The organism is Zhongshania aliphaticivorans (assembly GCF_902705875.1).
In the GTDB taxonomy this organism is placed as follows: Bacteria; Pseudomonadota; Gammaproteobacteria; order Pseudomonadales; family Spongiibacteraceae; genus Spongiibacter; species Spongiibacter aliphaticivorans_A.
In genome coordinates, this window is record NZ_CACSIK010000001.1 from 1,102,544 (window position 1) to 1,127,543 (window position 25,000).

Here is a 25,000-nt window from a genome sequence, read left to right on the forward strand (position 1 = left end):
CTTGTGGTAAAAGCTGATGTAGGGCAGATATAAAGGGAATGGGTTTTGGCTTATTTGCTCACTATCGACGTAGTTGGCGGTGTATTATTTAAGCAATTGATCGCGCATTAATTATAAAAACAATCGCGCTATTATCGCTGAGACTGCGGTTTCTGTTTTCAATATTCTTGGCCCTAGACTAAACCCTTGCAAACCTGCTTCAGTTAACTTTTCACATTCATAGGGAATAAATCCACCTTCTGGACCGATGGCGAGCAAGCTGGGCTGAGTAATTTTAGTCGGTACAGCTTGAGTGCTATAGGGGTGGGCGAACAGTCCCATTTTGTGCTGTAAAAGGCTGGGAAGTTTGTCTTCAACAAAGGGCTTGAAGCGAAGTTCTCGGTTTATGCTAGGTAGTATGGTATCGCCTGCCTGTTCGAGGCCTTCCAGCATGGCCCCAGTCAGACTTTCATTGCTGACAAGAGGGCTTTGCCAATAGCTTTTGTCAACGCGATAACTGTTTAAGAGAATAATCTCACTTACCCCTAATTCTGTCGCGGCCCTTATGATGCGTTTCGCCATTTTAGGTCGAGGAAGGGCGAGCAATAAGGTGAGTGGTAACTTTGGCGGCGGCGGGGTGTGAAGTTCAAATTCCAAGCTGACAGAGCGTTCGCTGATCGCTCGTATTTCGGCGTTGCCGGTAAGCCCATTTAAGAGGCCCACTTTGAGGGTGTCGCCAATACTGGCGCGCAATACGCTGCGAATATGTTTAGCGCGCTCATCACTTAGCGTAACGAGGTTATGCTGTTGCGAAGGCGCGCCTAGGTCTTCAGGCTGCAGTAGCAGCAGGTTCATTCTGCGGGTTCGGCCCAAAGGTCGTAGTCGTCTGAGCCGATGATATTGACGATGAGGGCATCGCCAGGTTTTACATCGGTTACGCCATCCAAATAGACCTTACCATCAATTTCAGGCGCGTCAGCCACACTGCGGCCAATAGCGCCTTCTTCATCAACGATGTCGATTAGTATTTCTTGTTGACTGCCAATTTTAGCGTGCAAGCGTTGAGCAGATATTTCTTGTGCGACCACCATAAAGCGTTCCCAGCGATCTTTTTTAATGTCGTCGGGCACTTGGTTTTCTAAGTCATTGGCGGTTGCGCCGTCTACCGGTGAGTATTCAAAGCAGCCAACACGATCTAATTGAGCTTCTTGTAGCCAGTCCAGAAGTATTTGAAAGTCTTCTTCGGTTTCACCGGGAAAGCCCACAATAAAGGTGGAGCGAATGACTAAGTCAGGGCAAATCTCCCGCCACTTTTTAATGCGTTCCAATGTTTTCTCTTGGTGGGCGGGACGTTTCATGGCTTTTAGCACTTTGGGGCTGGCGTGCTGAAACGGGATGTCTAAGTAGGGCAGAATTTTGCCCTCGGCCATTAGGGGAATAACATTATCGACATGAGGGTAGGGGTATACATAGTGTAGCCGCACCCATACGCCCATTTCGCCTAGTGCTTCGCAGAGTTCCAGCATACGGGTTTTTATGGGCTGACCATCCCAGAAGTCGAGCTTGTATTTGGTGTCTAGTCCATAAGCACTGGTGTCTTGAGAAACCACTAAAATTTCACGGACACCAGCATTGACCAGGCGTTTTGCTTCTTCAAGCACACTGCCGATAGGACGACTTACTAAATCGCCGCGCATTGATGGAATGATGCAGAAGGCACAGCGGTGGTTACAACCTTCAGATATTTTTAAATAAGCATAATGACGCGGTGTTAATTTGATGCCTTGAGGGGGAACTAGATCGATAAAAGGGTCGTGTTGTTGGTTGGCTGGTGCCCATTCGTGTACCGCTCCGACAACTTCTTCATAGGCTGCAGGGCCACTCACGGCAAGTACATTGGGGTGTACGGCGCGGATTTTGTCATCGTCACCCATACAGCCTGTGACGATAACCTTGCCATTTTCTTTTAAGGCTTCGCCAATGGCATCAAGCGATTCTTGTTTTGCCGAGTCTATAAATCCGCAGGTATTAACTACGACAACATCGGCATCATCGTAATTGGGTACAATATCATAGCCGTCGATGCGCAGTTGGGTGAGAATTCGCTCGGAATCGACTAGCGCCTTGGGGCAGCCTAAACTGACAAATCCAACCCGTTTTCTTGCGTCTGTGATACTCATTCTTGTTTATACCTTGCGGGTTGTGGTGAATATTGTGGTTAATGTCGTAAAGCGCGCAATTTTAGCACGACGGGCTAGTAAGCCATACATGGTGGCTAGGAGTTTTGTTGATGGATCACGTTAATAGTACGAAATGGGTATTCGTTTGAGTGTTTTGCGTACTCTTAATATTACGTGATGGTGTAAAGATTGGGTGGCTAGGTTGCTCTAATGACGCCGGCGTATAGGAACTAGAGAGCATTGAGGTGGTCAATTGCAAGGACTTGAATGGAGCACAGGGCTAATATGACGCCTGCAGTTAATTTACTTAAAAAGCACAAGATTGCCCATGTTGTTCACGAGTACAGCCATGACTCGGCCAGTGTATCTTATGGCCTAGAGGCGGCTGAAAAACTGGGTGTAATACCAGAGCAAGTCTTTAAAACCTTGGTGGTTGCTGTTGATACGGGGCTGGCGGTGGCGGTGTTGCCGGTTTCTGCCCAGTTAAATATGAAGCAACTTGCCAAGGCATTGGGTGTAAAAAAGGCGGCCATGGCCGCCCCAGCAGATGTGGCGCGTGCTACCGGCTATGTTTTGGGCGGTGTTAGCCCTTTGGGGCAAAAAAAGCGTTTGCCCACCGTACTTGATGCGTCTGCGATGCAGTTTTCTACTATTTTTATCAGTGCTGGGCGGCGTGGTTTGGAGCTTGAGCTTGCTCCCAAGGATTTATGTGTTCTAACCCAAGCCGCATTTGAGAGCCTAATCTAATTGGCAATAATAGCGTAGGCGCAAAGGTCTACACTAATTTTAATAGGGAAATACGAGGGTGAACATGACGACGAATAAAAACTCATCGCTTAATGCCTTGATATTGGGTGTTTCGCTGGTCGTTGCTTTGGCGGTGCTTGGACTGCTATTGGGAACAGCCGCTACAAAGTATCGCGCCTTTGAGCGAAGTGTGACGGTGAAGGGCTTATCGGAACGTGAATTTACCGCTGACGTTGCCATCTGGCCACTTCAGTTTGCAGAAGCGAGCAATGACCTGCCCAAGCTCTATATGCTTTTGGATGAGCGGGTGGCGACCATAAAATCTTTTTTACAAGACAAGGGGTTTTCAAGTGAAGAAATCTCGGTGTCTGCTCCCTCAATTATTGATAAATCTGCCCAGCAATATGGCGGCAATGCGAACTCGCCATTTCGTTATACAACCGAGCAGACAGTGACGGTTTACACAAATGATATTGAAAAAGTTCGCCAAGTGAGCCGTGAATTGTCTGAGTTAGGTAAAACTGGTATTGCCTTTAATGGCAACGATTACCAAGCGCGGACGGAATATATTTTTACTCAACTCAATCAAGTAAAACCGTCCATGGTCGAAGAGGCAACTCGCCAAGCGCGAGCGGTAGCTGAAAAATTTGCGGAAGACTCGGACAGTGTATTAGGGAAAATAAAACGTGCCTCACAAGGGCAGTTTTCTATTAGTGATAGAGATAAAAATAACCCTCATATTAAAAAGGTTAGAGTGGTATCGACGGTTGAATACTATCTTTCTGATTAATCAGAGGACACGGGGGAATTGTTTTTTGTGGTGTGGTGAATAATGTGCGGCAAATTGTGAATATAAAAAATAATATTTTGGCCCTTTGTTTGCTGGGCTTGTGCAGTCTGAGTTTTTCCGATACCGCCAATCTCGATGGCCGTCACTTGAATGCTGATGAGGAGAGCAACAACGAAGAAGTCTATGACGCGGCTTCATTGAAACGCGAGCAATGGCGTGGGGCTTATCAGTCACAAAAGTTAAGCCTTGATAAAACCCTGGGTGGGCGTATTCCTGAAGGGTTTAAGGCGGGGCTAACAACCTTGGATTCGCAGCGGCAGTTTCGCAGTGATCGCGCAATTATGGGTACATTAATGCCGGGGGCTGGTCTGGATTTTAACCAAACCGTGAAACGCTCTACTTTCAAAAACGGTATGGTTGAGGTGGAGCTGGCCTATCGTCTCAAGCGAGTGCTCAAAGAGCCGGTTGCTGATGTAGCTAGTTTGAAGCGACTGGTTGATGTGGTGGCACCGGCAGTAGAGTTGCCGGACCTGAATTTTAATATTGAGGGTGCACCCACGGTGTTTGATATTGTGAGAGCTAATGTTGCTGCGCATCGCTTTGTTGTTGGCTCACCCACGTCGATTTCGTCCCTAGATGTGGATACCATTACGGTAGGTCTGCATATAGATGATCAACCCATTTTCTCGGCGCAAAGTAACGCCGTTATTGGCGGGCAGTGGCAAATGTTGCTGGAGCTGATCAATGATCGTATTGATCAGGGGTGGATTATTTATCCTGATCAGTGGCTGCTCACCGGTGCACTGGGCAAAATGCACCCATTATCAGCTGGGCGGTATTATGTTTATTTTGGAGAGTTGGGTGAGCTGTCATTTTTGATAGAGCCCTAGTGTTTAGGGCATTATTTTAAATATGAATGCTTGTTTCTGGGCTGTAATGTCGGACAGGTAAATGTTGGCGCAGGGCGTTTAGCAGTAAATGGCTATCTTCTTTATTTAAAAATTCACCAATTAATACTTGGCGGCCGCAGTGGCTTAAACTAATTTTTAGTGGGTCCCAAGGGTGAGCTTGTAATGAGACTAATACACAGCTGGTATTTCTTGGCCAGAGCCAAGCTTGTTCACGGCGATGATGGCCGATATCGATACTGAGAAATTGTGCGTTGAGGCTGACAATTTGCTGTATTTGTAGACGATGAAAGACACACCGCATTAGCAGCCACATTAAAAGCGTTTCGATAATGATAATTGGAATGACTAGCCATGCACCTGCGGCGATAAAACCACTACTCAGTAATCCATTGACGGCAGCGATTGAGACAATAATTCGATGATTTTGATGCCACGAAGCGGAGCAGTTGGGGCGCAAAGTGATCTCTGCGCTCTGCGTATCACTATGAACTTTAATCACTTTATGCCTCCTTTTTTGCCTTTACATTGTGGAAGCTTGGTGTAATTGGAGCCCGTTATAATGGCTTTTTAACTACACTTTTTGATACAACATCAAGGCATTGCGAGTGGGGTCGCCATGTTGATACAGTTTTTCACCGTTGCTCTTAAAGCCTGAGCGACTTAGCCAGTCATCTAAAAATGCAAGGCTGTAAAAGTGGCGTAATTCTTTGTTGTTGTAATCCCAGCTTTCATTGGTGCCCATATTGAATACGTCGTGGGCAAGACCGACCATGGCCTGCATATCTTCATTATGAGCATCGTGATCTCGCACCACCAGATAAGCGCCGGGCTTCATGGCATCCCGAATTGAGCCAATAAATTGCTCTCTCAATGATGGAGGGCAGTGGTGTAAGCCAATATAAACGGTGACTAGATCCAGGGACTGCTTTGGAATAGTACTGGCCAAAGCTGGTGAATAGTCAGCCAGTGGGATGGAGTGCCCCGCTTCTATTATTTGACCTCGGTCTAGCATGTCGGCTAGCGAGTAGCTTGGTAGTTGTTCTGCAATGAAAAAGCGTTCACCTACAATGTCTAAAGATTCTTCTAGTGTATCTAAGTAACGACCAGTAGATCCGATTTCTAAATATCCCTCATAGCGACGGTTGGTGTCTAGCAAACTGCAGGTTTGCTCACGCATGGTTTCTTTTTGTTTAGCCAGTGCAGGTAAGGCAAATGTCAATTCAGATAAAAAGGGCTTAATATTGCCTAAGTTTTGCTGCAGTTGTTGGTAGATTGCCTTATCAGCACTATAGGATGTGGCAACACTCTGAATTAGCTTATGTAATTCCTGTTCGGGGTATAGGTGGAATACGTTGACCAGAAAGTGGTAAAACTGTTCACGAAGTTCGTCGCGATGATAAATATAGGAAAAATTGCCGCCAAGGTCGTTGTCTTCCGCAGTGATTGAAGCCGGCGGGGTTGGGGTTTCATGTCTGGTGTCAGGGGGTGATCCCCATGTTTGGCGTGACACCACTGACGCTGACATCAGTGATAAATATTTTATAATTTGGCGTCGAGAAAGATTATTCATTTTTTTCTCACTGCGTTAACAGGAATTCTGCTGTTATACCTTAAAAAGGGAGTTCGAGCTTGTCGGAATTATTGCTATCAACATCGCGCCGCGGCCTGCGTGGAATATTGCGTGTAATTCGTAGTTTAGCAGTACTTGCTGTTATTGGCATTGTTGTGGCGGGCATAGCGACCACCGTCGTTGTGCTGCGCTCTGGAGTGGATGAGCTTGTCACGCCAAGTACGCCTCTAGTGGTAAACGATGTGACCAAGTTAAACCCGGTGCGGGTTGCTGAGCTCATTACACCGCACTCCTTAGACGAAATCCAGCAAGCTCTTGCCAGTACACAGGGGCGTGTGTCCATCGGTGGCGGTCGCTATAGTCAAGGTGGTCAAACTGCCTACCCAGATAGTCTACATATCGATATGCGTCAGTTTAATAAGGTGTTGGCATTAGATACCGAGGCTAAGCAGGTCACAGTGCAGCCTGGTATTACTTGGCGGCAGTTACAAAGTGAAATAGATCCACATAATTTATCGATTAAAATTATGCAAACCTATGCCAATTTTACGGTGGGTGGATCTCTGAGTGTCAATGTGCACGGCAGGTATATCGGTGAGGGTCCCGTAGTGGGCTCGGTGTTAGCTCTTAAGTTGGTATTGGCTGATGGCTCTTTGATTCAAGCCTCAGCAAACGAAAATGCCGATATTTTCTATGGGGCTATTGGCGGCTATGGCGGTCTTGGTGTGATTGTTGAGGCAAGCTTACAGCTTGAAGATAATCTTCCTGTTGAGCGCCGTGTAAGAACAATGCCGATAACAGATTATGCGACGTATTTTCGCAACACGATTCGTGATAACCGTGATGTTGTTTTTCATAATGCCGATATTTATCCCCCAAATTTTACGGCGATGAGGGATGTCAGTTGGTACGCCAGCGACAAACCTGTCACTGAAGCAAATAGATTGATACCAGAGGGGCAGAGCTACAAGTTAGAAGTAGCAATTGAAAAATTTGTGGCTGGCTCAGATTTTGGTAAATGGTCCCGTCAGTATGTGATAGACCCATTGCTATATTACCCTTCCAAGGTTGTGTGGCGTAATTACGAAGCGAGTTATGACGTTGCGGAATTAGAACCAAAAGATCGCTCAGAATATACCTATGGTTTGCGTGAGTATTTTGTGCCGGTGGAGCGGTTTGATGAATTTGTTCCCAAAATGCGGGATATTTTTCAGCGCAATCAGGCAAATATTATTAATGTTAGTGTTCGTCACGCCAAAGCAGATCCTCACACCCTATTGTCTTGGGCACGCTCAGAGGTGTTTGCTTTTGTTGTGTATTATCGTCAAGGCACCGATACCGAGGCCAAACAGGCGGTGAAAACCTGGAGCGGCGAGATGATTGATGCTGTTGCTGAGGTGGGCGGCGCGTATTATTTGCCGTATCAGCTGCAAGCGAGCAAGACCCAATTTGCCGCCGCGTACCCTCGTTCGCAAGCGTATTTTGCCTTAAAAAACCGACTTGACCCCAATAACCGTTTTGTCAATTTACTGTGGGCTAAGTACTACCCTTTGAACAATGATTTGCTCGCACATACCCGTGCTGATATAGATAATTACTACCGGCCAGTTGAGCAAACCTTGTTGACGATTCCAGAGTGGTATCTGGTATTCCAGCCCAAAGAGTATGCGGATTATCTACGAGATGGCGGTGACCCTAGTCGCTTTCCCTTTCTGGCTAGTATTGATGAATACTGGACGCTATACGACCGAGTAACGGCGTTGAGTGCAGAGAACTATCCAGCAAATACAGAGTACCGCACGATGTTAAGAGTGATCGGCATCAGTACCACTCTGGAGTATCTTGTTAAAGGTGCTTATGAGGCGAGCCTTGGTCGTTTAAGTCGTTGGCTGGCTGGAGGCCATGACACGCCAGAAGACGTCTTAATTCAACAGGCACACCGCGCTTACAGCGATTTGATTTTTAATGAGCCCTGGTATGAGTTTGATTTTAGTGGCTGGCGTGACCGTATCTGGACTGAGACTCCGTTGTGGGGAGAACATTTCTTCCGTAAATGGGAGCGTAAGCTATTTTTTAGCGCCGAATTTGGTGTGAAATCACTCTACGCCAAGTTAATTAAGTACGCGGCGCAATCAAGCTATGGTGAAACCGATAAGCGTATTTATTTAACCGCGCAGCGTGTGCATTCAAATAGTATTCGCTTAGCTAAGGAGCCTGATGGTGCAGAGATCGTCGCAACAGGTGGCGATGATTATATTATGTCGGTTCCACGTTGGGGTGGCTTTACTGAGATCATGCCTAAGTTTCTTAAAACGGAGTGGTCAATTAGCGATATATCAGGCAACCATCAAATAGCGGTGTCCTTATTGGCTGGGCAAGATGCTGATGTGTCTAAATTAAAGGCACAAGCGTTATTTCGCTCTCGTGTCGTGTCTGACGACAGTCAGCAGCGTGTCATTATGATGGCAGGGGTTGCAGATTTATCGCAATTAATTCTTGATATAGAGCGTCAAGGTTTTGAATTAGAGCATATATTTGATTATTAATAACAGGCTTTGTTACTAGTATTAGTTAATACACAAGACGACTAAGAAGCTTGCTAAGTTTTTTAAAAGTGGTAGTCTCTTGGATATGGCTACTTCTTTGTTTTATTCAATAAAAAGTTTTAATTTCGGCGCGATCTGCGCTGGGATTTTTACCGTCTTCCTCTCCTAGGGCGATTGAGTTTTTCTCAGTCGCCCGCAGCACCCTTCATCTAGTTTTTTATATTTTTTAGCAATGGTTTTCCACTGTTGCTGGGTTTTGCTATGGAGAATATTATGCAGGATCTCACTCATATCCCTATTTTTGTTAAACAATCAGATTTCCAAGTGTTGTCTGAATTTCTTAAGCGTAATCGCTCTGAAGCCGCATTGGATTTACAGTCTGAAATAGATAGAGCGGATATCGTTGCTGATAGTGATTATAAAAATGATTTTGTGTGCATAGACTCGACGGTGACGTTTATCGATTTAGATTCTTCAGCTCAAACTAGGGTAATGCTAGTGATGCCGTGGCAGGCCAACGTTACGCAGCTGAAAATTTCCGTATTATCGCCGATAGGCTGTGCGCTTTTAGGCTTGCAACAGGGGAGTGAAATCGAATGGCCTTTACTGAACGGGAAGGTTAGGCGTTTATCCGTACTCGGTATAGAGATTCCTGATACCAGTAATCAACGCTCGCGGGTCGCGAGCGTCAGTTAGTGAGGCTTATATCAAGTTCTTGCGCTGCAGCCAGTCACCACACAATTTAACGACTTCACTTAACTGCTCGGCCTGGCCGAAATAGTAGTGTGTGGCGCCTTGTATTTCGTGCTTCTCTTTATCATTGTGGCCAATGGCGTCAAATATCCGAGAGGTATGACTTGGTGTGCAGGCATCATCGGCACTGTTGCCAATGACTAGCGCGGGTATTGTAATACTCTTAGCACAGTGTAGGCCGTCTGCATTTGAGTCGTCGTAGCTCCATTGTGATAGCCAGCTCCGTAGTGTGCAGAAGCGAGCAAGTCCAACGGGGCCGTTGTTAACAACTTCGGGGTCACCTAAATAGCACCAGCGCGGTTTGCGATCATTGGCATCAATTGTAGGGTCTAGCCAACGCGGGTCAGCCATTGTGCCATGAACGATAAATGCAAATTCATCATTAGGGCGGCCGTTATTTTTTAAGTTGGCGAGTTTGTCTTTGACCCATGCGGTAATCTTGCGATTGCGTGCGATTTGGGCTTTTCGGTAGCGGTCTATGAATTCACTGCTATACGGAGCTTGGTTTGGATTTTCGGGGTTGTAAAGGTCTAGCTCAGGGTCTCGCTGACTTGGGTCCTGCTCGTTTAAAATTGAGGCGTCAATCCACTCAGTTAAAGTATGGGCGCGGCTAATATGGGCCGCGAGCATCATAATCCCATCGGCGGGAATAAGCTCTTGAAGTGGTAAGTCTATGGGGTCGCCTGCGGGGGTATGAGTAATCGTTGGGTTTTCTGCTTGGTTTTGATAGAACATAGAGAGGGAGCCGCCGCCACTCCAACCCGCAAGAATGACTTTATCATAATTAAATTTTTCTTTGGCTTGACGAATACAGTTGCCTAGGTCGATGACGACTTTTTCCATGATAAGTGCAGAGTCGTTATCTGGATATCGACTCTGACAATATATAACCGGGTAGCCAGCCTTGGCGAGCTCGGTCACCATGGGTAAATATTCGCCGCCGCCCACAGGGTGCATAAATACAATAACGCTATTCGTTATTGGCTTTATCGGTCGCAGCAAGTGAGCCTTTAAGGCCCCGAAATCCATTGGTCCTCCGTAGGTTTCCTTAAAAGGGCTTTTATCTTGATAAAAAATTAAAAAGGGGATTCGCTCATACGCTTTTTTCTTATTTGTCATTTCAGTGCTCGCGATGCAGTTATAAAAAAAGATGTAGAGAGTAGAGCAATTCTTAAAGCTGACGTCAAGAATCTTTACTAATGTTGCCGTGTTTAGTTAGGTGTTTTGTGGGCGTAGCGCTTACAATAGACCGCTTCCTACAAATGACGATGTTGCCAAATGTTTATTTGAGCACAAAGCCATGGCCTTTTTAGGCAGGCATCGATATGGACAATGAATGAAAAAAATAGCAGAGCATCAGGACTTTTTAATCGGCACCTTGGCATATGCCTTGTTCTGGATGGACGAAAGCTTGCAAGCGAGCCTTGAGGCGGCGGGTTGGACGCGGATGAATCGTACCAAGTCGATGATCATGATAAGCGTAACTGTGGGGATCAATAGGCCAGCACATTTGGCGCACAATCTAGGTGTGAGTCGTCAGGCTATTCATCAATTATTACAGGGAATGCGTGATGACGGCTTGCTGGAGTTGGTGCCAGACCCCGCTGATCGCCGTGCTAAGATCGTTCGGTTTAGTGCTAGTGCCGTTAAAGTTCGTCAAGATGCGGAAAAAGCGATTATAGGTATAGAAGAAGAGTTAGCGCGGCGTATTGGCAAGCCGTCATTAAAACAATTAAAGCAAATCTTGAGTAAGGGTTGGGGGCCTGTTGTGGTGGTGCCGCCGCTATGAAAACTGATTTTATGAGCGGGCTTGGCTATGCTTGAAGCTGTTGCAGGCATTTTGTTTGTTATTGCCATGGTATGGGTGTTCCGCCAGCGTCACTGGGAGTCGTGGGCATTTTCCGGCGCATTGATTTGCCTGCCTTTGATTTATATTAGTTTTGGCGTCTTTGCCAGTAGTGAGGGTGTGGTTGTTAAGGAAGTCGTTTATGGCTTGCCTTTTCTAGCGGGGGGATCCCTTTTGCTTTTTTATGGCTTCAGGTTCTCGGCCTATATAGTGGCGGCGCTTTGGTTGCTTCATGGTGTGTATGATCTATACCATCAGAGTCTTTTTGTTAACGATGCTGTGTTTAGCTGGTATCCCGTTTTTTGCGCCGCGGTTGATGTGAGTGTTGCTCTTTATTTGATGTGGTATGGCACCGCCATTCGCAGCGCTAACCTTAAATTAGCTGCTAAGCTGTCCAGCTGATGCAAATTAAAACAGGGTTTGTGAAGAAAGAAATTATTTTATACAAACCCTAGTATTCCGTTTAGTTATTGTCCTCGTTTATCTATTTTAGCAGCAGTAAAATTATCAACCTTGAGGGCACGCGTTTTTTGTGTCCAGTCAGCTAAAGAGGCACGGGCATGGTCGTTATGCTGCTGCATAATGCTTTGGTCGCTGGCGCGACAGGTAATTTCTACCTGTATGCCATTGGGGTCGTACATATAAACAGAGTGAACGAAGCCGTGGTCAACTGGGCCTAAGCAGGTTTTGCCTGCATCGTTTATGTGTTTATGCCAGGCCAGTAAATCGTCCATATTTTCAGCTTCTAACGCTAGGTGCATATCAAAGCTGTCTTTGCGAGCAAAATCCTCTTCTTTTGAAATACTCGGCTCATCAAAAAAAGCGAGGTAATTTCCGTCGCCCATTTCAAAGAATATATGCAAAAAATGGCGGTTGCGACCAAGGCCTTCTCCAAAGTCGATATCTTCTTCAAATGCGGCGGCTAATTTAAGGCCTAATATGTCTTCGTAAAACCAGCGTGTCTGTTCCGCGTCCCGGCAGCGGTATGCCGCATGGTGGATATTATGTAATGGCTTGAGTGATGAAGTCATAGGTGGCTCGCTGTCTAAATGAGGTTTATTGTCATTATTGTGTCGTCAATACAATGTCTAGCCTATCATATATAAGGTCAATTTTCTTGACAACAAGCAAGCGCCTTGTTTGTGCTGGCTGTGGCTATTAGATGTAATAACATCGTTATCAAACGTGAGGGGAAAACGGCGAACTATCAATCAGTTGAGTACAGGATAGTTGTGTAAGGATTAATCAGTGCGATGAAAAGCCTGGATCTATAAAGATGTGGGCTTACTTCTCAGGGCATGATTGTCGCGATACTGGTGCGGTGTTAATCCGGTCCATTTTTTAAATGAACGAATAAACGCACTCGGCTCCGAGAAGCCAAGTTGATACGAAATGGTTTTTATTTCACGATTGTCCTGTAATAAAAAGTCAATGGCAGTGTCGCGAATAAGCTCATTTTTTAATAACCGATAATCGCAGCCTTCTTGGCGAAGTCGCCGTCGAAGTGTTTGCGGTGTTAAGCCCAAGCTGTTGGCGATACTTTCATAGCTTGGCAGCAAGGGTAGTGATTTTTTGATGATCTGACGTATCTTCTCGGTATAGCTGCTGCCTTGGTTTGCATTCATAAGAAAGTCATGTGGGGCATGGGAGAGGTATTCGGCCAGCTCTTCTGTGGAGCGTATTATGGGTAAGCTAAGGTATTGGCGATGAAGGACAATTTCACTGTGATCTTGACCAAATCGGGTGTCGCTATAAAATAAATAATGGTACTCGGCGCTGTGAGTCGGGGCGGGGTAATTAAAATTAACTCGGTAAATAGGAATGCTGCGTCCCGTTAACCAACATAAAAAATGATGACTGATCATGAGGTGTTGTTCGTAAACAAAGTCGCTCAAAGTGACGCCGAGGTCGGGTTGCAGCCGGTATTGAACATAGTCTCCGCTGCGAATGAGCGCCAGACTAAAGCCAAAATCGAATAAATTATAAAAGCGAATATTACGCTTAATGGCTTGCTGAAGGTCGCTAGCGCTTTGTTGGTAGTGAGCTAAAGCGTGAAAAGTGCCACGTTTTTGCGGCTGTCGAAAATGCCCCATCCCTTCATCACCCGTGGCCTCGGTGATCCATCGGTTTAATTGGGAGAACTGTGTGGGTGAGACGCGTGCGCGTGTGCTGTTAATACTCTTAGGGTCTATACCGGCGCGTTCCAGTAAATCATGGCCGTAGCGTTTAGGTAGGCCGCAACCGGATATCATATTGCGTACAAATGCGATTGAGATGGTTCTGCGTTCCATGGTTTACCGGCTGAAGTTGGCGCTTATATCCCTGTAGACCACTTATTTGCTTTAGGTGCAGCGTGATGAGGGTTTGAGCTTAAGTTGTAACATAATGTCTATTGTATGTCATTGACGGTCATTGTGGAAAATGGAGCAGGGGGCGAACCTTTAGGCTACATAAATCATCATGCCCGTCAGGACAAGAATAATATGGCTGGTATTGCTTACAGCTCTGATGTGGTGTGAATCCCCGAGACAAAGGTGAACAAGGTCGCTAATTACATAAAGTGAAGTCAGTGAGTGGACTTTTTATCGATCTATTTAAGAAGGCGGCAGTGATAATGACCGTATTTCTGCCGTGTCAGTTTTGGAACCAAAGAAAATAAAAGAGAGTTGGTATGCACGCTAAATTTAGTCCAGAGGAATTGGCCTTCCAAAAAGAGGTCCGCGATTTTATGCGCGACAATTTTACTGCGGAGCTAGCCGCCCGCATCGACCATCCTGTTACCTTTCGTGAAGCTTCTGTTGAATGGCAGAAGCTGCTTGATGCAAAAGGGTGGGCTGCCAATGGTTGGCCAGAAGAACACGGTGGCCGCGGTTGGAGTGCGACAAAAAAGTATATTTACACTACTGAACTGGCTGCCGCCGGTGCGCCGGATGTCGTACCGATGGGAATTAAAATGGTGGCACCGGTTTTGTATAGCTACGGCTCAGAGGAGCAGAAGGCACGTTTTTTACCCGCCACAAAAGCATCAGATATCTGGTGGTGTCAGGGTTATTCAGAGCCTGGTGCGGGTTCCGATCTTGCAGCCCTACAAACTCGTGCTGTACGTGATGGTGACGATTATATTGTCGATGGCACAAAAATATGGACTACCTATGCACAATATGCGGATTGGATTTTTTGCCTAGTTCGAACAGATAACACAGGTAAACCTCAGCAGGGGATTACCTTCTTGTTGATTGATATGAAGACTCCGGGTGTGACCGTGTCGCCTATTATTTCAGTGGATGATGAGCATCATCTCAATGAAGTTAATTTTGAGAATGTGAGGGTGCCAGTTGCTAACCGTATCGGTGAAGAGAATAAAGGCTGGACTTATGCGAAGGCATTATTGACCTACGAGCGTACGGCGCTGTCTGGCGTCGGCTACTGTAAACGAAGCCTCACCCATATTTATCAACTTGCTAGTCAAGAATCAGCAAGGGGTTCACGTCTGATTGATGATGCTGATTTTCGTGCGCGCTTAGCCGAAGTGGAAATGGAGGTTATGGCGCTGGAATTTCTAGAGCTGCGTGTTCTTAATGATATTGACAGTGGCGGTGCACCGGGCATGGAGTCATCTCTGTTAAAACTAAAGGGAACCGAATTGCAGCAGGCCGTCCAGTCACTGCAATGGGATGTTGCCGCAGGCTTTGGTGGTGTATTACCTAATGCAGATGATGTGCTCTGGGAGAGCGAGGGCAATAAGGCTAGGCGAGAATATATGTTTGGTCGTGCTTGTACTATTTACGGTGGAAGTAACGAAGTACAGCGCAACATTATTGCTAAATTTGCACTCGGTCTATAAGCGCCGCAGAGGATTACATCATGGATTTTTCATTAACAGAAGAACAGGTCATGCTCAAAGACAGCGTGGCAAAATTTTTAGCCGACAACTATGCCCCAGAGCAGCGTGAAGCCCTAGTTAAACAGGACGCGGGGTATAGCGAAGCTCATTGGAATTCGTTTTCTGAATTAGGTTGGTTAACCATTCCGTTCTCAGAAGAACTGGGCGGCTTTGGCGGCAATATTGCCGATGTGACTGCGGTGATGGAAGAGTTTGGCAAAGTATTAGTGGTAGAGCCATATTGGTCATCCATTATTTTAACGGGGCAACTGCTTGCACGCAGCTCTAATCAAGAGCTCAAGTCGCGGCTAATGCCCGAAGTTATTTCTGGCCAGTCGCAATTGAGTTTTGCTTGGTTAGAGGATCAAGCTGGGTTTTCGTTAAGTCATGTGGCTACAACAGCTACCAAGCACGGTGAAGGTTATAACTTGACTGGGGCTAAGCGATTAGTGCTAAACGCCGCAGCCGATCAATTTATCATTGCCGCTCGTGTCAGTGGCGATATTAATAGCGAATCAGGTCTTTGTTTGTTTATTGTGGATGCTAAAAACCCTGCCATAAATATTGAGCGTGTTAGATTAATGGATGGTCAATACGCTTGTAATATCACGTTTACTGATTTGTTTGTTGCGCAGCACGATATGCTAACCACTGAAGGTGACGCTTATCCGTTAATCGCTGAGGTTGTTGACGAGGCCTTGGTGGCTTTGTGTGCTGAAGCGGTGGGCGCCATGACCTATCTGTATAAAGCTACCACGGAGTACGCGAACACACGCAAGCAATTTGGCGTGGCTATAGGTAGCTTCCAAGCTTTGCAGCACCGCATGGTCGATATGTTTATGGCGACAGAGCAGTGTCGCTCATTGTTGATTCGCGCGCAATGCGCCATCTTGGATGGCAGTGATGAGCGCAGCCAAGATATTGCTGTATTAAAGGCGATGGTCGGTAAATACGGTCGTAAAGTGGCAGAAGAGGCGGTGCAATTGCACGGCGGTATGGGTGTTACTAATGAGATGCCCATTGGTCATTATTTAAAAAGACTGATGATGATTGATATGTATTTTGGTGGTTCAGATATTCATCGTCGGCGCTTTTGTGATATGCGGTACAAATAAGTTATCTAGAAATAAACAATAAATATAACAGCAGAGGGATGTAATGAAGCTATTTAATAATCTGAATGACCATATAGGGTTTCATGCACGGGTTCGCGGCGACATGATGATGGCCAGCGATAGTGTAAAAAGCCTGAATTACGGAGAAGCTTGGGACTACATCAACACCATTGCCGCTCATATTCAAAGTGGGGGTATTAGCAAGGGAGATCGAGTAGCGATTTTAGCTAAAAACTCGGTAGACAATCTGTGCGTTTTTCTGGCCTGCGCACGTATCGGCGCGGTGGTGGTTGGATTAAATTACCGTCTTGCACCGGCAGAGGTCGAGTTTATAGCGAGCAATGCCGATGTCGAAATGTTATTTTTTGACAAGGAGTTTGATGAGCTTCGCGGGGAGTATTTGCGATCTAAACCCTGTGTGTGTCTTGACAGCGCTGAACCCGCACCGCTGCTAGAAAACTGGCTGCAAAGTCCCGCAAACTTGAATGAAGTTGAAATAAACGGCGACGATATTTTGTTTCAGATGTACACCAGTGGCACTACCGGTTTACCAAAAGGGGTCTTGGTGAGCCATTACAATGTGCTGGCAAATACCTACCAAGCGCCAATGACCACTGGCGTGGGGGGGCGGGTTGGTGAGGTTGCCTTGGTTATTGCACCTACCTTTCATGCCGTCGGTCTTGTGGGCTCACTGCTTGGGGTTATTTATGGTGGGTCTATGATCATTCATCGAGATTATGACCCTGTGGGCATGATAGAAACACTAGCCAAAGAGCGTATCAGCACAGTGGCGGTGATTCCGGTGATGCTACAGTTCTCCTTGGCAATGGTACCGAATATTAAAGACTACGATTTTTCTGCGTTGCACTCCATTAATTACGGAGCGTCACCCATTTCAGAAACCCTGCTGCAGCAAGGTATGGAGGCCTTTGGTTGTGATTTTATTCAGGGCTACGGTCAAACTGAATCCACCATGGCGTTGACCTTTCTGACTGCCGAGGATCATAAAAAAGCCTTAGCTGGTCGCCCAGAGTTACTTCGCTCCTGTGGACGTGCAGTGTTTGGCACTGAAGTCAAAATTGTTGGAGATGATGGCCAAGAATTACCACTGGGAGAGATAGGCGAGATCGTTGCCAAAGGCCCGCAGGTAATGCAGGGTTACTGGAAAAATCCAGAAGCCACTGCAAAGACGGTGGCCGATGGTTGGTTACACACTGGTGACGCCGGCCGCATGGATGAAGAAGGCTATATTTATATTCAAGACCGTGTAAAAGATATGATCATTTCCGGTGGTGAGAATATTTACCCCGCTGAAATTGAAAATGTATTGATGGCTCACTCGCAAATACAGGATGTCTCTATTATTGGTGTGCCGGACCAAAAATGGGGCGAAATCCCGCTTGCGGTTATTGTGTCTGGCGGTCAGCCTGAGCTCAGCGCGGAAGAGCTTATTGAGTTCTGCCGAGGTAAGTTAGCCGGCTACAAAATTCCACGCAAGGTGGAATACCTTGATGCCTTGCCTCGCAATCCAACAGGCAAGGTGTTAAAGAAAGATATAAGGGTAATGATGGCTGAGAAATACCCGCCCATCGCTTAAGACTCCGAGGTCATTTTACTGCACAGCGCTACCCAAAATTCGACAGCGGCTTTTTTGTGGCGCTGCTTGGGTAGCGCAAAGTAAAATGTGCGGGTCATATCGCGATTGGCCAATGTGAGGGGGACTAAGTCGCCGTTGCGAAAATCATTTTGCAGTACCACCTTAGATAGGCAGCCTATGCCTAAACCTGACTCCACCGCGCTTTTAATGGCCTCGTTGTGCTTAAATTCTCGGTATATTTCGATGTCGGGCAGCAGCCCAGCAAGCGCCCGATCAAAGGTGTGACGAGCCCCTGAGTCGGGTTCGCGCAATATCCAGCGGGCGGCTTTAATGTCTTTATCTTTGAGTACACCCTTTTGAGCAAGAGGGTGAGAGGCACTGCAAAACACTACCAGTTCGTCTTCTTGCCATGGGATTAGCTCTAGCTCACGGTGCTGAACTTCGCGCTCAATCATTCCCACGTCAACTTCATAATTCAGCACTTTGGCAACAATATCTGGGGTATTCGCGGTTTCAAACTGCACGTCGGCTTCGGGGTAATTGTGTAGATAGTCTGCGAGATAACGAACTACAAGGTGGTTGCCAATGGTGAAGCTGGCGCCAACGCGCAGATGGCCAATATCCGCATGCCGTTTGAGGGAATCATCAAACTGCTGACAATGGGCAAACAGGGTCTCGGCTTCTTTGCGTAATGTGTGACCAATCGCGTTGAGTTTGAGCTTATTGCCTTTGCGGTCAAATAGATTCACGCCATATGCTTTTTCAAGGCTTTGTAGCGCGGCGCTTGCCGCTGATTGAGAAAGACAGAGTTCATCTGCGGCCCGAGAAACGCTTTGATGTTTGGCTACCGAGAGAAATATTTCGAGCTGTCGAATTGTAAAATTCACAATGATTTCCTTCGATAGTAGTGTCAAAACGCACGCACTAAGGGGTTGTTTAAGTATCGATAAAATCGATACTGACTATAATAATATCCCGTTTTACTTGTGATGAAAATGCTTTTAATATGGCCGCCTGTTAAAGCTAGCGCTCGAAAAGAGCTGTATTGCTATTGGCGATATAGATTTTGACTAGCATAAATTCCCATGGGAGATAAATGAATGACCGACGTTAAAGCGACGAATGTATATTGGCATGACGGTGAAGTAAGCCGTGAAGACCGTAACAAATTGTTAAAGCAAAAGGGCGCAACACTTTGGTTTACGGGTTTGTCAGGCAGTGGTAAGAGTACCGTTGCGGTTGCTTTAGAAAAAGCATTAATGGAAAAAGGTCATCTTTGTTACCGCTTAGACGGCGATAATATCCGTCTTGGCATCAATAAGAACCTTGGGTTTAGTGCTGAAGACCGCACTGAAAACATTCGTCGTATCGGTGAGATCTCAAAACTATTTGTCGATACCGGTGTGATTGTACTGTCTAGTTTTGTTAGCCCCTACCGCGCAGACCGCGATATCGTTCGTGAATTACACGACGCTGGCGAAATGGATTTCCTCGAGATTTTCGTTGATGTGCCATTAGATGTAGCAGAAGAGCGTGATCCCAAAGGCTTGTACAAAAAAGCACGTGCAGGCGAGATCAAAAATTTCACCGGCATCTCCGATCCGTACGAAGCACCTTTGAAGGCTGAGCTAGTCTTAAACAGCCATGAGCAAAGCTTGGAAGAAGAAGTAGAAATTTTATTAGCGATGATGGCCGAGCGCGGCATTATCTAAATTGCGCGGCGCCTGTCGGCGTCGGCAATCATTGACACATCACGAATTTATTAAGTACACGGAGCATTAAAAATGATTAAGCCACATGGCGCTGACGCCTTAAGCCCATTATTTGTCGCTGACGCAGAACAACATAAAGCACTTAGCGCAGAAGCAGAAACACTGCCTTCACTACTCGTTAGCTCTGCTGCGGCGGCGAACGCGGTAATGTTGGGTGCGGGTTACTTTACCCCATTAAAAGGCTATATGAATTTGGCAGATTCTTTGGCGGTTGCCAAAGATCTTTGTACAACTGACGGTTTGTTCTGGCCCGTTCCTATCGTTAACTTAACGAAAGATGCTCAAGGTATTACTGCTGGTCAGCGCATTGCACTTCGTGACCCCAATGTTGAAGGTAATCCTGTCTTAGCGATCATGGATGTTGCCGCAGTTGAGACTGTGAGCGCTGAGCAGATCGACTTTATGGCTGAGAATATTTTTGGCACTCTGGATGATAAGCACCCAGGTGTGCAAACCTTTAAAGGGCAGGGTAACACCTTGTTGTCTGGTCCTATTCAGGTGCTGAACTTCTCTTATTTCCAAGCGGACTTCCCTGATACTTTCCGTACTGCGGTAGAAATTCGCAATGAAATTGCAGAGCGTGGCTGGGAAAAAGTGGTTGCCTTCCAAACCCGTAACCCAATGCACCGTGCCCACGAAGAACTTTGCCGCATGGCAATGAATGACCTTGGCACCGACGGTATTTTGATCCACATGCTACTGGGTCAATTGAAGCCTGGCGATATTCCAGCTCATGTACGCGATGCATCTATTCGTAAAATGGTTGATGTGTATTTCCCCAAAAATACTGTGATGATCACGGGTTACGGCTTTGATATGTTATATGCCGGCCCACGTGAAGCGGTCCTTCACGCCTTGTTCCGTCAAAACTGTGGTTGTACTCACCTTATTGTTGGTCGTGATCACGCTGGTGTAGGTGATTACTACGGTGGTTTTGATGCGCAAACTATTTTCGATGAGAAAGTTCCTGCTGGCGCATTGGATATCGAAATTTATCGTGCCGACCACACGGCTTACTCTAAGAAGCTAGACAAAGTTGTCATGATGCGTGATGCACCTGATCACAGCAAAGAAGACTTTGTTTTGCTATCGGGTACTAAAGTCCGTGAAATGTTGGGCAATGGTATTGCGCCACCACCTGAGTTTTCACGCCCTGAAGTTGCGAAAATCCTGATGGACTACTACCAAATTGAAGATGCCAAGGCGTAATCGCTAAGGTTCTAAAGGTAGTTTGCACAAAAAGCCGGTGTTATTAAATTAGCACCGGCTTTTTTGTTGGATGTATTAAATGTTGAGCGGGATATTCTAAGTGAGATTACTCGCTGTAAAAAAGCTCATAGAAATGGGGCGTATTGTCTGGCATTAGCATCGATGCAATGACGTCGTTTGGCACATGAACTTGTGATTGATAGTGGCTTGCCCGTTTACAAACCTGCTGCTCTAAGAGACTATCGAAATCTGTGTTAGCGCTTTGCAATTCGCGCTTTAAATCCGCTGTTGAAAGGTCCATATAAAACGCAAGCTCATCTTCGCTGCAATGGGAAAACCGCAGGCGTTCATCAAGCAGTAAGCGAGCGCGCTCAATAAAGTTACGGTTGTGAAGTAACTCCTCGTGCAGGCTTTTAATGTGTAGCTCCATGCTTCGTAACAGCGTGGGGTCGCTGCTGTGGATGCTAAATTCCAAATAATCGACGGGAAAGTGGATGGCGTCATTGGCTTGGTCAAAGCGGATGTCACAATCGAAAAAGTCGTGGAAGGTCTTAGAAAAATTTGCACCGGGGTCAGCAAAACTAAAATCCACTTTATCGGGGCGCCATAAATGGCCTGACAAATTGCTCAGCAGTAAAAACATTTGTGCAGTGCCTAATAGATTGCGTTGGCGGTAGTATTTTTGACTGAAGCTGTTAGTGGATTTGAACAGGGTTACGTGATCACCGCTGATTTGGCTTTGCCAGTAGCCGGTATCATGATAAAACGCCGTGTAATGGCTGGCGTGGTTTAGACCGGCGGCAACATCCGAACTTAAAGCCATGAGCATGGTGGGAAGGCCCAGCTGCGGCGATTGCAGTTTGCGGGCAATGTGTAGGGCGATATCGTGGCAGTGAAAATCTTTGGCAATGGTCTCCAACACTATATTGAGCAAGTGGCTGGGGACAAGTTGGCCAGCTTGAGATAATAATTTTTCAGACAGTTGCAGTTTTACTAGAACGTCTTTTAAATCAATGCCAAGGTCCTTACAAGCGGCATGAAGAGCATGGAGTACGTCATCGTCTTCGGTTAGTGCTGGCTTCATCGTTTCCCCATATTGTCGTTATATCCTTTTGTTCATTGCGAGCAAAATATATGCCTAGTTTGCACTATGCTGTTATGGCTGTGCCTCAAACTGATGCGAAGTTATTGGGGCAGTTTGCTCCACTAGACCGCTGTGTTGTAGCGATAAAGAGGTAATTCTTTGTATTCGCTGCTAACATCGACTATAACGCGTGCGCTATTGCGACGCACTCCATGACAATAATGATGCTTGAGAGAGGTGATCCCGTGACTGAAGCAAAAAAACATTACCGCACCTGTAATTTATGTGAAGCGATGTGTGGTATCGAAATCACGGTAGAGAACGAGAAAATTAGCAGCATTAAGGGCGACGCAGAAGATAGTTTTAGTCGCGGTCACATTTGTCCCAAGGCCATCGCCTTAAAAGATTTGTATGAAGATCCCGATCGAATTCGCAAGCCCATGGAAAAAGTGGATGGTGAGTGGCGGGAGCTGTCTTGGGATGAGGCATTCGATAAAGTAGTGGCGCGTATCCAATCCTTGCAGGCCAAACATGGCAATGATGCACTTGGTGTCTACCTAGGCAATCCCAATGTTCACAATACCGGCTCCTTACTGATGAGTGGCAGTGTATTACGAGCGTTAAATACCAAAAATAAGTTTTCTGCGACGTCGGTTGATCAGTTGCCTCACCATATTGTGTCTTGGAAATTGTTTGGCCACCAGCTCAGAATTCCCGTTCCCGATATAGATAATACCGATCATTTCCTTATTTTTGGCGCTAATCCGCTAGCCTCAAATGGCAGTATTATGAGCGTGGCCGATGTTAAACAGCGGCTAAAGGACGTTCGTAAACGGGGCAAGGTGGTAGTGGTAGACCCTCGCCGCACTGCCACGGCAGAGTTGGCCGATGCCCATCATTTTGTGCGTCCAGGTACGGATGTGCTGGTGTTATTAGCTATGTTGCATGTGCTGTTTGCTGAGGGCTTGGTCAATACCGGAAATGTAGCCAAGCATTTCGACCAGGGACCAATGAGCTTGGCGGATAAATTTACTGAGTACAGTCCCGAAAAAGTAGCGCCGATAACCGGTATGTCTGCCGCGATTATCCGTGATATGGTTCGTGATTTTTGCAGTGCCAAAGCACCGGTGTTGTATGGCCGTCTTGGCGTGTCGGTGCAGGAATTTGGCACGCTCAGCCAGTATCTTATTATGCTGTTTAATATGCTCACCGGGCGGCTGGATAGCGTGGGTGGCTTAATGTTTACCAAGCCTGCTGTCGATATTCTTGCCCAGAGTGGTCGTGGCAATATGGGCCGTTTTCACAGCCGAGTTCGGGGGCTACCCGAATTTAATGGCGAGCTACCTGTGGCGGCCCTAGCGGAGGAAATTACCACGCCCGGCGAGGGGCAAATCAAGGGCATGATATTGATTGCCGGTAACCCAGTGTTATCAACGCCTAATGGCGAGCAGCTAGATCGCGCCTTCAAGGACTTGGAGTTGCAGGTGGCAATCGACTTCTACATAAATGAAAGTAGTCGTCATGCCGATTTTATTTTACCGCCAGTCAGCCCATTGGAGCGGGAGCATTACGATGTGATTTTTAATGTCTTAGCCGTGCGTGATAATGCGCGTTACGCCAAGGCCTTATTTCCGCGAAAGGCTGACGCTCGTCACGACTGGGAAATTTTACTGAGCTTGCGCGATCGTCTTCAGCCGCCAAAGGGGCTGAAAGAAAAGCTAAGTCGACAATTGCTGCGAAGTGCTGGCCCAGCTGGGCTACTGACCTTTTTACTGCGTCAGGGCCCTTACGGTGGTGGCTTAAACCCCTTTAAAGGTTTGTCTTTGGGCAAATTAAAGCGGTCACCTCACGGTGTAGACCTTGGTGCGCTGAAACCGGCATTGCCTAAAGGTTTATACCACCGAGATCGAAAGATTCATCTTGAGGCTGAGTTTTTCCTTAAAGATTTGGCAAGGGTAGATAGTAAATTCTTTGACAATGATGGCGTACCAGAAAAATTCTTATTGATTGGCCGCCGCGATGTTCGCAGCAACAACTCGTGGCTACACAATAGTCACCGTTTGGTAAAAGGTAAATCGCGCTGCACGGCCTTAATTAACCCGCTTGATGCTCAGGCATTGGCTATTGCCGATGGCGATATGGTCAAAGTGAGCTCACGGGTGGGAAGTGTTGAATTAGCCGCGCAGCTCAGTGACGAGATGATGACTGGGGTGATTAGCATCCCGCATGGCTGGGGGCATAGCCTGAGCGGAACGCAATGGCAGACAGCAGAAGCTCATGCCGGTGTTAGCGTTAATGACCTTACCGATGAAATGCATATTGATGAGCTGTCAGGAAATGCCGTGCTAAATGGCGTTCCCGTCACCCTTGAGTCCATGTCTATGAATGAGGCGGTTAGTGCGTAAGGAGTAGTAATTACACTTTACGGCTAGCGCGCTGATGGCGAATATACAGCGCTTCAACTTTTTGCCGTGCCCAAGGGGTGCGGCGCAAAAATTTTAAGCTAGACGCCACGCTGGGGTTGTCGGTAAAACATTTGATTTTTATCCGCCGCCCGAGCTCTTCCCAGCCAAGACTGGCTTCAAGCTCCGTCATTATCATGGCTAAGGTGACGCCGTGCAGAGGGTCTTTCGCACCGGCGTTGTTTTCAGCGTTGCTGGGAGGTTTAGTGTTCATCGCTATCATCAAGTGCAGCGCTGTCATCGCTGTTTGGCGCAGGGCTGGGGTCAGCTTTTTTGACACGAATTTTAAAGCCAGCAATGATTTTTCCATTCAGGTTTTGCATTGCGACTTTGGCTTCGCCGGCCTTGGGCATATTTACAAAACCAAAACCCTTGGACAGATCTGCATTTTCATCTCTGACGATGGTTAAGGATTGCACACTGCCAAATTCTTCAAATAGGTCTAAAAGTTCAGCTTCTGAGGTGGTGCGGTTTAAATTACGAATCAATAATTTCATGGTGTTGCCATTGCAGTGGGTATAGTTGGTACTAAATCGATTATAGCTGGTTTGGGCCT

Annotated in this window: 24 protein-coding genes; 13 read left to right on the forward strand and 11 right to left on the reverse strand. The window is 46.6% G+C overall.

What is annotated here, in order from left to right:
- Positions 1 to 111: 111 nt before the first annotated feature.
- Complete coding sequence (locus AELLOGFF_RS04995) at positions 112 to 834, reverse strand: 16S rRNA (uracil(1498)-N(3))-methyltransferase (protein ID WP_159267648.1); 723 nt, start codon at positions 832 to 834, stop codon at positions 112 to 114.
- Entirely contained in the window at positions 831 to 2,159 is a 1,329-nt protein-coding gene (rimO, locus tag AELLOGFF_RS05000; protein ID WP_159267649.1) for a 30S ribosomal protein S12 methylthiotransferase RimO, read from the reverse strand. The genes AELLOGFF_RS04995 and rimO overlap by 4 nt, the downstream gene beginning before the upstream one ends.
- 285 nt (positions 2,160 to 2,444) lie before the next feature.
- Between rimO and ybaK the strand changes: the two genes are divergently transcribed.
- From ybaK to AELLOGFF_RS05015, 3 genes are all read left to right on the forward strand, one after another.
- Positions 2,445 to 2,906: a Cys-tRNA(Pro) deacylase gene (gene ybaK / locus AELLOGFF_RS05005; protein WP_159269280.1), complete on the forward strand. Its 462-nt coding sequence runs from the start codon at positions 2,445 to 2,447 to the stop codon at positions 2,904 to 2,906.
- 64 nt (positions 2,907 to 2,970) lie between these two features.
- Positions 2,971 to 3,696 carry an SIMPL domain-containing protein gene (locus AELLOGFF_RS05010; protein WP_159267650.1) on the forward strand — a complete coding sequence of 242 codons (726 nt, stop codon included), beginning with the start codon at positions 2,971 to 2,973 and terminating at the stop codon, positions 3,694 to 3,696.
- Between the two features lie 56 nt (positions 3,697 to 3,752).
- A complete protein-coding gene (locus tag AELLOGFF_RS05015) occupies positions 3,753 to 4,586 on the forward strand; it encodes a 2-keto-4-pentenoate hydratase (RefSeq protein ID WP_159267651.1) in 834 nt (277 codons plus the stop codon).
- Between the two features lie 16 nt (positions 4,587 to 4,602).
- Here AELLOGFF_RS05015 and AELLOGFF_RS05020 read toward each other — a convergent pair whose 3' ends face one another.
- Together AELLOGFF_RS05020 and AELLOGFF_RS05025 are read right to left on the reverse strand one after the other, a co-directional pair.
- Positions 4,603 to 5,106 (reverse strand): DUF2244 domain-containing protein, encoded by a 504-nt coding sequence (locus tag AELLOGFF_RS05020; protein WP_159267652.1) that lies wholly within the window; start codon positions 5,104 to 5,106, stop codon positions 4,603 to 4,605.
- 72 nt (positions 5,107 to 5,178) lie between these two features.
- Positions 5,179 to 6,177 carry a class I SAM-dependent methyltransferase gene (locus AELLOGFF_RS05025; RefSeq protein WP_159267653.1) on the reverse strand — a complete coding sequence of 333 codons (999 nt, stop codon included), beginning with the start codon at positions 6,175 to 6,177 and terminating at the stop codon, positions 5,179 to 5,181.
- A gap of 59 nt (positions 6,178 to 6,236) precedes the next feature.
- Here AELLOGFF_RS05025 and AELLOGFF_RS05030 point away from each other — a divergent pair, with 59 nt between their 5' ends.
- The gene (locus tag AELLOGFF_RS05030) at positions 6,237 to 8,723 is read left to right on the forward strand and encodes an FAD-binding protein (RefSeq protein WP_235035489.1); all 2,487 of its coding nucleotides are present in this window, start codon (positions 6,237 to 6,239) and stop codon (positions 8,721 to 8,723) included.
- 273 nt (positions 8,724 to 8,996) lie between these two features.
- Positions 8,997 to 9,419 carry a GreA/GreB family elongation factor gene (locus AELLOGFF_RS05035; RefSeq protein ID WP_159267654.1) on the forward strand — a complete coding sequence of 141 codons (423 nt, stop codon included), beginning with the start codon at positions 8,997 to 8,999 and terminating at the stop codon, positions 9,417 to 9,419.
- 6 nt (positions 9,420 to 9,425) lie between these two features.
- On the opposite strand, the gene AELLOGFF_RS05040 is transcribed toward AELLOGFF_RS05035, so the two are convergent.
- A complete protein-coding gene (locus AELLOGFF_RS05040) occupies positions 9,426 to 10,595 on the reverse strand; it encodes an alpha/beta fold hydrolase (protein WP_159267655.1) in 1,170 nt (389 codons plus the stop codon).
- A 217-nt stretch (positions 10,596 to 10,812) separates the two neighbouring features.
- Between AELLOGFF_RS05040 and AELLOGFF_RS05045 the strand changes: the two genes are divergently transcribed.
- Positions 10,813 to 11,265, forward strand: a complete 453-nt coding sequence (locus AELLOGFF_RS05045) for a MarR family winged helix-turn-helix transcriptional regulator (protein WP_159267656.1) — start codon at positions 10,813 to 10,815, stop codon at positions 11,263 to 11,265.
- A 27-nt stretch (positions 11,266 to 11,292) separates the two neighbouring features.
- The gene (locus tag AELLOGFF_RS05050) at positions 11,293 to 11,724 is read left to right on the forward strand and encodes a hypothetical protein (protein WP_159267657.1); all 432 of its coding nucleotides are present in this window, start codon (positions 11,293 to 11,295) and stop codon (positions 11,722 to 11,724) included.
- Between the two features lie 65 nt (positions 11,725 to 11,789).
- Here the strand turns inward: AELLOGFF_RS05050 and AELLOGFF_RS05055 are convergent, their stop codons facing one another.
- On the reverse strand, positions 11,790 to 12,353 hold the full coding sequence (locus tag AELLOGFF_RS05055) for a VOC family protein (RefSeq protein WP_159267658.1): 564 nt from the start codon (positions 12,351 to 12,353) through the stop codon (positions 11,790 to 11,792).
- Between the two features lie 237 nt (positions 12,354 to 12,590).
- Complete coding sequence (locus AELLOGFF_RS05060; protein WP_159267659.1) at positions 12,591 to 13,613, reverse strand: AraC family transcriptional regulator; 1,023 nt, start codon at positions 13,611 to 13,613, stop codon at positions 12,591 to 12,593.
- A gap of 380 nt (positions 13,614 to 13,993) precedes the next feature.
- Between AELLOGFF_RS05060 and AELLOGFF_RS05065 the strand changes: the two genes are divergently transcribed.
- From AELLOGFF_RS05065 to AELLOGFF_RS05075, 3 genes are read left to right on the forward strand one after another with little or no spacing between them, the layout of a single operon-like run.
- The gene (locus AELLOGFF_RS05065; protein WP_159267660.1) at positions 13,994 to 15,166 is read left to right on the forward strand and encodes an acyl-CoA dehydrogenase family protein; all 1,173 of its coding nucleotides are present in this window, start codon (positions 13,994 to 13,996) and stop codon (positions 15,164 to 15,166) included.
- A gap of 20 nt (positions 15,167 to 15,186) precedes the next feature.
- Positions 15,187 to 16,320: an acyl-CoA dehydrogenase family protein gene (locus AELLOGFF_RS05070; RefSeq protein WP_159267661.1), complete on the forward strand. Its 1,134-nt coding sequence runs from the start codon at positions 15,187 to 15,189 to the stop codon at positions 16,318 to 16,320.
- 43 nt (positions 16,321 to 16,363) lie between these two features.
- The gene (locus AELLOGFF_RS05075) at positions 16,364 to 17,917 is read left to right on the forward strand and encodes a class I adenylate-forming enzyme family protein (protein WP_159267662.1); all 1,554 of its coding nucleotides are present in this window, start codon (positions 16,364 to 16,366) and stop codon (positions 17,915 to 17,917) included.
- On the opposite strand, the gene AELLOGFF_RS05080 is transcribed toward AELLOGFF_RS05075, so the two are convergent.
- Positions 17,914 to 18,804: a LysR substrate-binding domain-containing protein gene (locus AELLOGFF_RS05080; protein WP_159267663.1), complete on the reverse strand. Its 891-nt coding sequence runs from the start codon at positions 18,802 to 18,804 to the stop codon at positions 17,914 to 17,916. The genes AELLOGFF_RS05075 and AELLOGFF_RS05080 overlap by 4 nt on opposite strands.
- A gap of 213 nt (positions 18,805 to 19,017) precedes the next feature.
- Between AELLOGFF_RS05080 and cysC the strand changes: the two genes are divergently transcribed.
- Together cysC and sat are read left to right on the forward strand one after the other, a co-directional pair.
- Positions 19,018 to 19,629, forward strand: a complete 612-nt coding sequence (gene cysC / locus AELLOGFF_RS05085) for an adenylyl-sulfate kinase (RefSeq protein WP_159267664.1) — start codon at positions 19,018 to 19,020, stop codon at positions 19,627 to 19,629.
- 72 nt (positions 19,630 to 19,701) lie between these two features.
- Positions 19,702 to 20,898, forward strand: a complete 1,197-nt coding sequence (gene sat / locus AELLOGFF_RS05090; RefSeq protein WP_159267665.1) for a sulfate adenylyltransferase — start codon at positions 19,702 to 19,704, stop codon at positions 20,896 to 20,898.
- Between the two features lie 106 nt (positions 20,899 to 21,004).
- Here sat and AELLOGFF_RS05095 read toward each other — a convergent pair whose 3' ends face one another.
- Positions 21,005 to 21,982: an AraC family transcriptional regulator ligand-binding domain-containing protein gene (locus tag AELLOGFF_RS05095; RefSeq protein ID WP_159267666.1), complete on the reverse strand. Its 978-nt coding sequence runs from the start codon at positions 21,980 to 21,982 to the stop codon at positions 21,005 to 21,007.
- A 245-nt stretch (positions 21,983 to 22,227) separates the two neighbouring features.
- Here AELLOGFF_RS05095 and AELLOGFF_RS05100 point away from each other — a divergent pair, with 245 nt between their 5' ends.
- The gene (locus tag AELLOGFF_RS05100) at positions 22,228 to 24,387 is read left to right on the forward strand and encodes a molybdopterin oxidoreductase family protein (protein ID WP_200842604.1); all 2,160 of its coding nucleotides are present in this window, start codon (positions 22,228 to 22,230) and stop codon (positions 24,385 to 24,387) included.
- Between the two features lie 10 nt (positions 24,388 to 24,397).
- Here AELLOGFF_RS05100 and AELLOGFF_RS05105 read toward each other — a convergent pair whose 3' ends face one another.
- Together AELLOGFF_RS05105 and AELLOGFF_RS05110 are read right to left on the reverse strand one after the other, a co-directional pair.
- Positions 24,398 to 24,658, reverse strand: a complete 261-nt coding sequence (locus tag AELLOGFF_RS05105; RefSeq protein WP_159267667.1) for a VF530 family DNA-binding protein — start codon at positions 24,656 to 24,658, stop codon at positions 24,398 to 24,400.
- Positions 24,648 to 24,941 (reverse strand): RNA recognition motif domain-containing protein, encoded by a 294-nt coding sequence (locus AELLOGFF_RS05110; protein WP_159267668.1) that lies wholly within the window; start codon positions 24,939 to 24,941, stop codon positions 24,648 to 24,650. Before AELLOGFF_RS05110 ends, AELLOGFF_RS05105 begins: the two co-directional genes overlap by 11 nt.
- Positions 24,942 to 25,000 lie beyond the last annotated feature (59 nt).

Excerpts from the sequence above, each read along its gene's own strand:
- AELLOGFF_RS04995 (WP_159267648.1), bottom strand. The coding sequence starts at position 834 with ATGAACCTGCTGCTACTGCAGCCTGAAGACCTAGGCGCGCCTTCGCAA.
- rimO (WP_159267649.1), bottom strand. The coding sequence starts at position 2,159 with ATGAGTATCACAGACGCAAGAAAACGGGTTGGATTTGTCAGTTTAGGC.
- ybaK (WP_159269280.1), top strand. The coding sequence starts at position 2,445 with ATGACGCCTGCAGTTAATTTACTTAAAAAGCACAAGATTGCCCATGTT.
- AELLOGFF_RS05010 (WP_159267650.1), top strand. The coding sequence starts at position 2,971 with ATGACGACGAATAAAAACTCATCGCTTAATGCCTTGATATTGGGTGTT.
- AELLOGFF_RS05025 (WP_159267653.1), bottom strand. The coding sequence starts at position 6,177 with ATGAATAATCTTTCTCGACGCCAAATTATAAAATATTTATCACTGATG.
- AELLOGFF_RS05035 (WP_159267654.1), top strand. The coding sequence starts at position 8,997 with ATGCAGGATCTCACTCATATCCCTATTTTTGTTAAACAATCAGATTTC.
- AELLOGFF_RS05040 (WP_159267655.1), bottom strand. The coding sequence starts at position 10,595 with ATGACAAATAAGAAAAAAGCGTATGAGCGAATCCCCTTTTTAATTTTT.
- AELLOGFF_RS05045 (WP_159267656.1), top strand. The coding sequence starts at position 10,813 with ATGAAAAAAATAGCAGAGCATCAGGACTTTTTAATCGGCACCTTGGCA.
- AELLOGFF_RS05050 (WP_159267657.1), top strand. The coding sequence starts at position 11,293 with ATGCTTGAAGCTGTTGCAGGCATTTTGTTTGTTATTGCCATGGTATGG.
- AELLOGFF_RS05055 (WP_159267658.1), bottom strand. The coding sequence starts at position 12,353 with ATGACTTCATCACTCAAGCCATTACATAATATCCACCATGCGGCATAC.
- AELLOGFF_RS05060 (WP_159267659.1), bottom strand. The coding sequence starts at position 13,613 with ATGGAACGCAGAACCATCTCAATCGCATTTGTACGCAATATGATATCC.
- AELLOGFF_RS05065 (WP_159267660.1), top strand. The coding sequence starts at position 13,994 with ATGCACGCTAAATTTAGTCCAGAGGAATTGGCCTTCCAAAAAGAGGTC.
- AELLOGFF_RS05070 (WP_159267661.1), top strand. The coding sequence starts at position 15,187 with ATGGATTTTTCATTAACAGAAGAACAGGTCATGCTCAAAGACAGCGTG.
- AELLOGFF_RS05075 (WP_159267662.1), top strand. The coding sequence starts at position 16,364 with ATGAAGCTATTTAATAATCTGAATGACCATATAGGGTTTCATGCACGG.
- cysC (WP_159267664.1), top strand. The coding sequence starts at position 19,018 with ATGACCGACGTTAAAGCGACGAATGTATATTGGCATGACGGTGAAGTA.
- sat (WP_159267665.1), top strand. The coding sequence starts at position 19,702 with ATGATTAAGCCACATGGCGCTGACGCCTTAAGCCCATTATTTGTCGCT.
- AELLOGFF_RS05095 (WP_159267666.1), bottom strand. The coding sequence starts at position 21,982 with ATGAAGCCAGCACTAACCGAAGACGATGACGTACTCCATGCTCTTCAT.
- AELLOGFF_RS05105 (WP_159267667.1), bottom strand. The coding sequence starts at position 24,658 with ATGAACACTAAACCTCCCAGCAACGCTGAAAACAACGCCGGTGCGAAA.
- AELLOGFF_RS05110 (WP_159267668.1), bottom strand. The coding sequence starts at position 24,941 with ATGAAATTATTGATTCGTAATTTAAACCGCACCACCTCAGAAGCTGAA.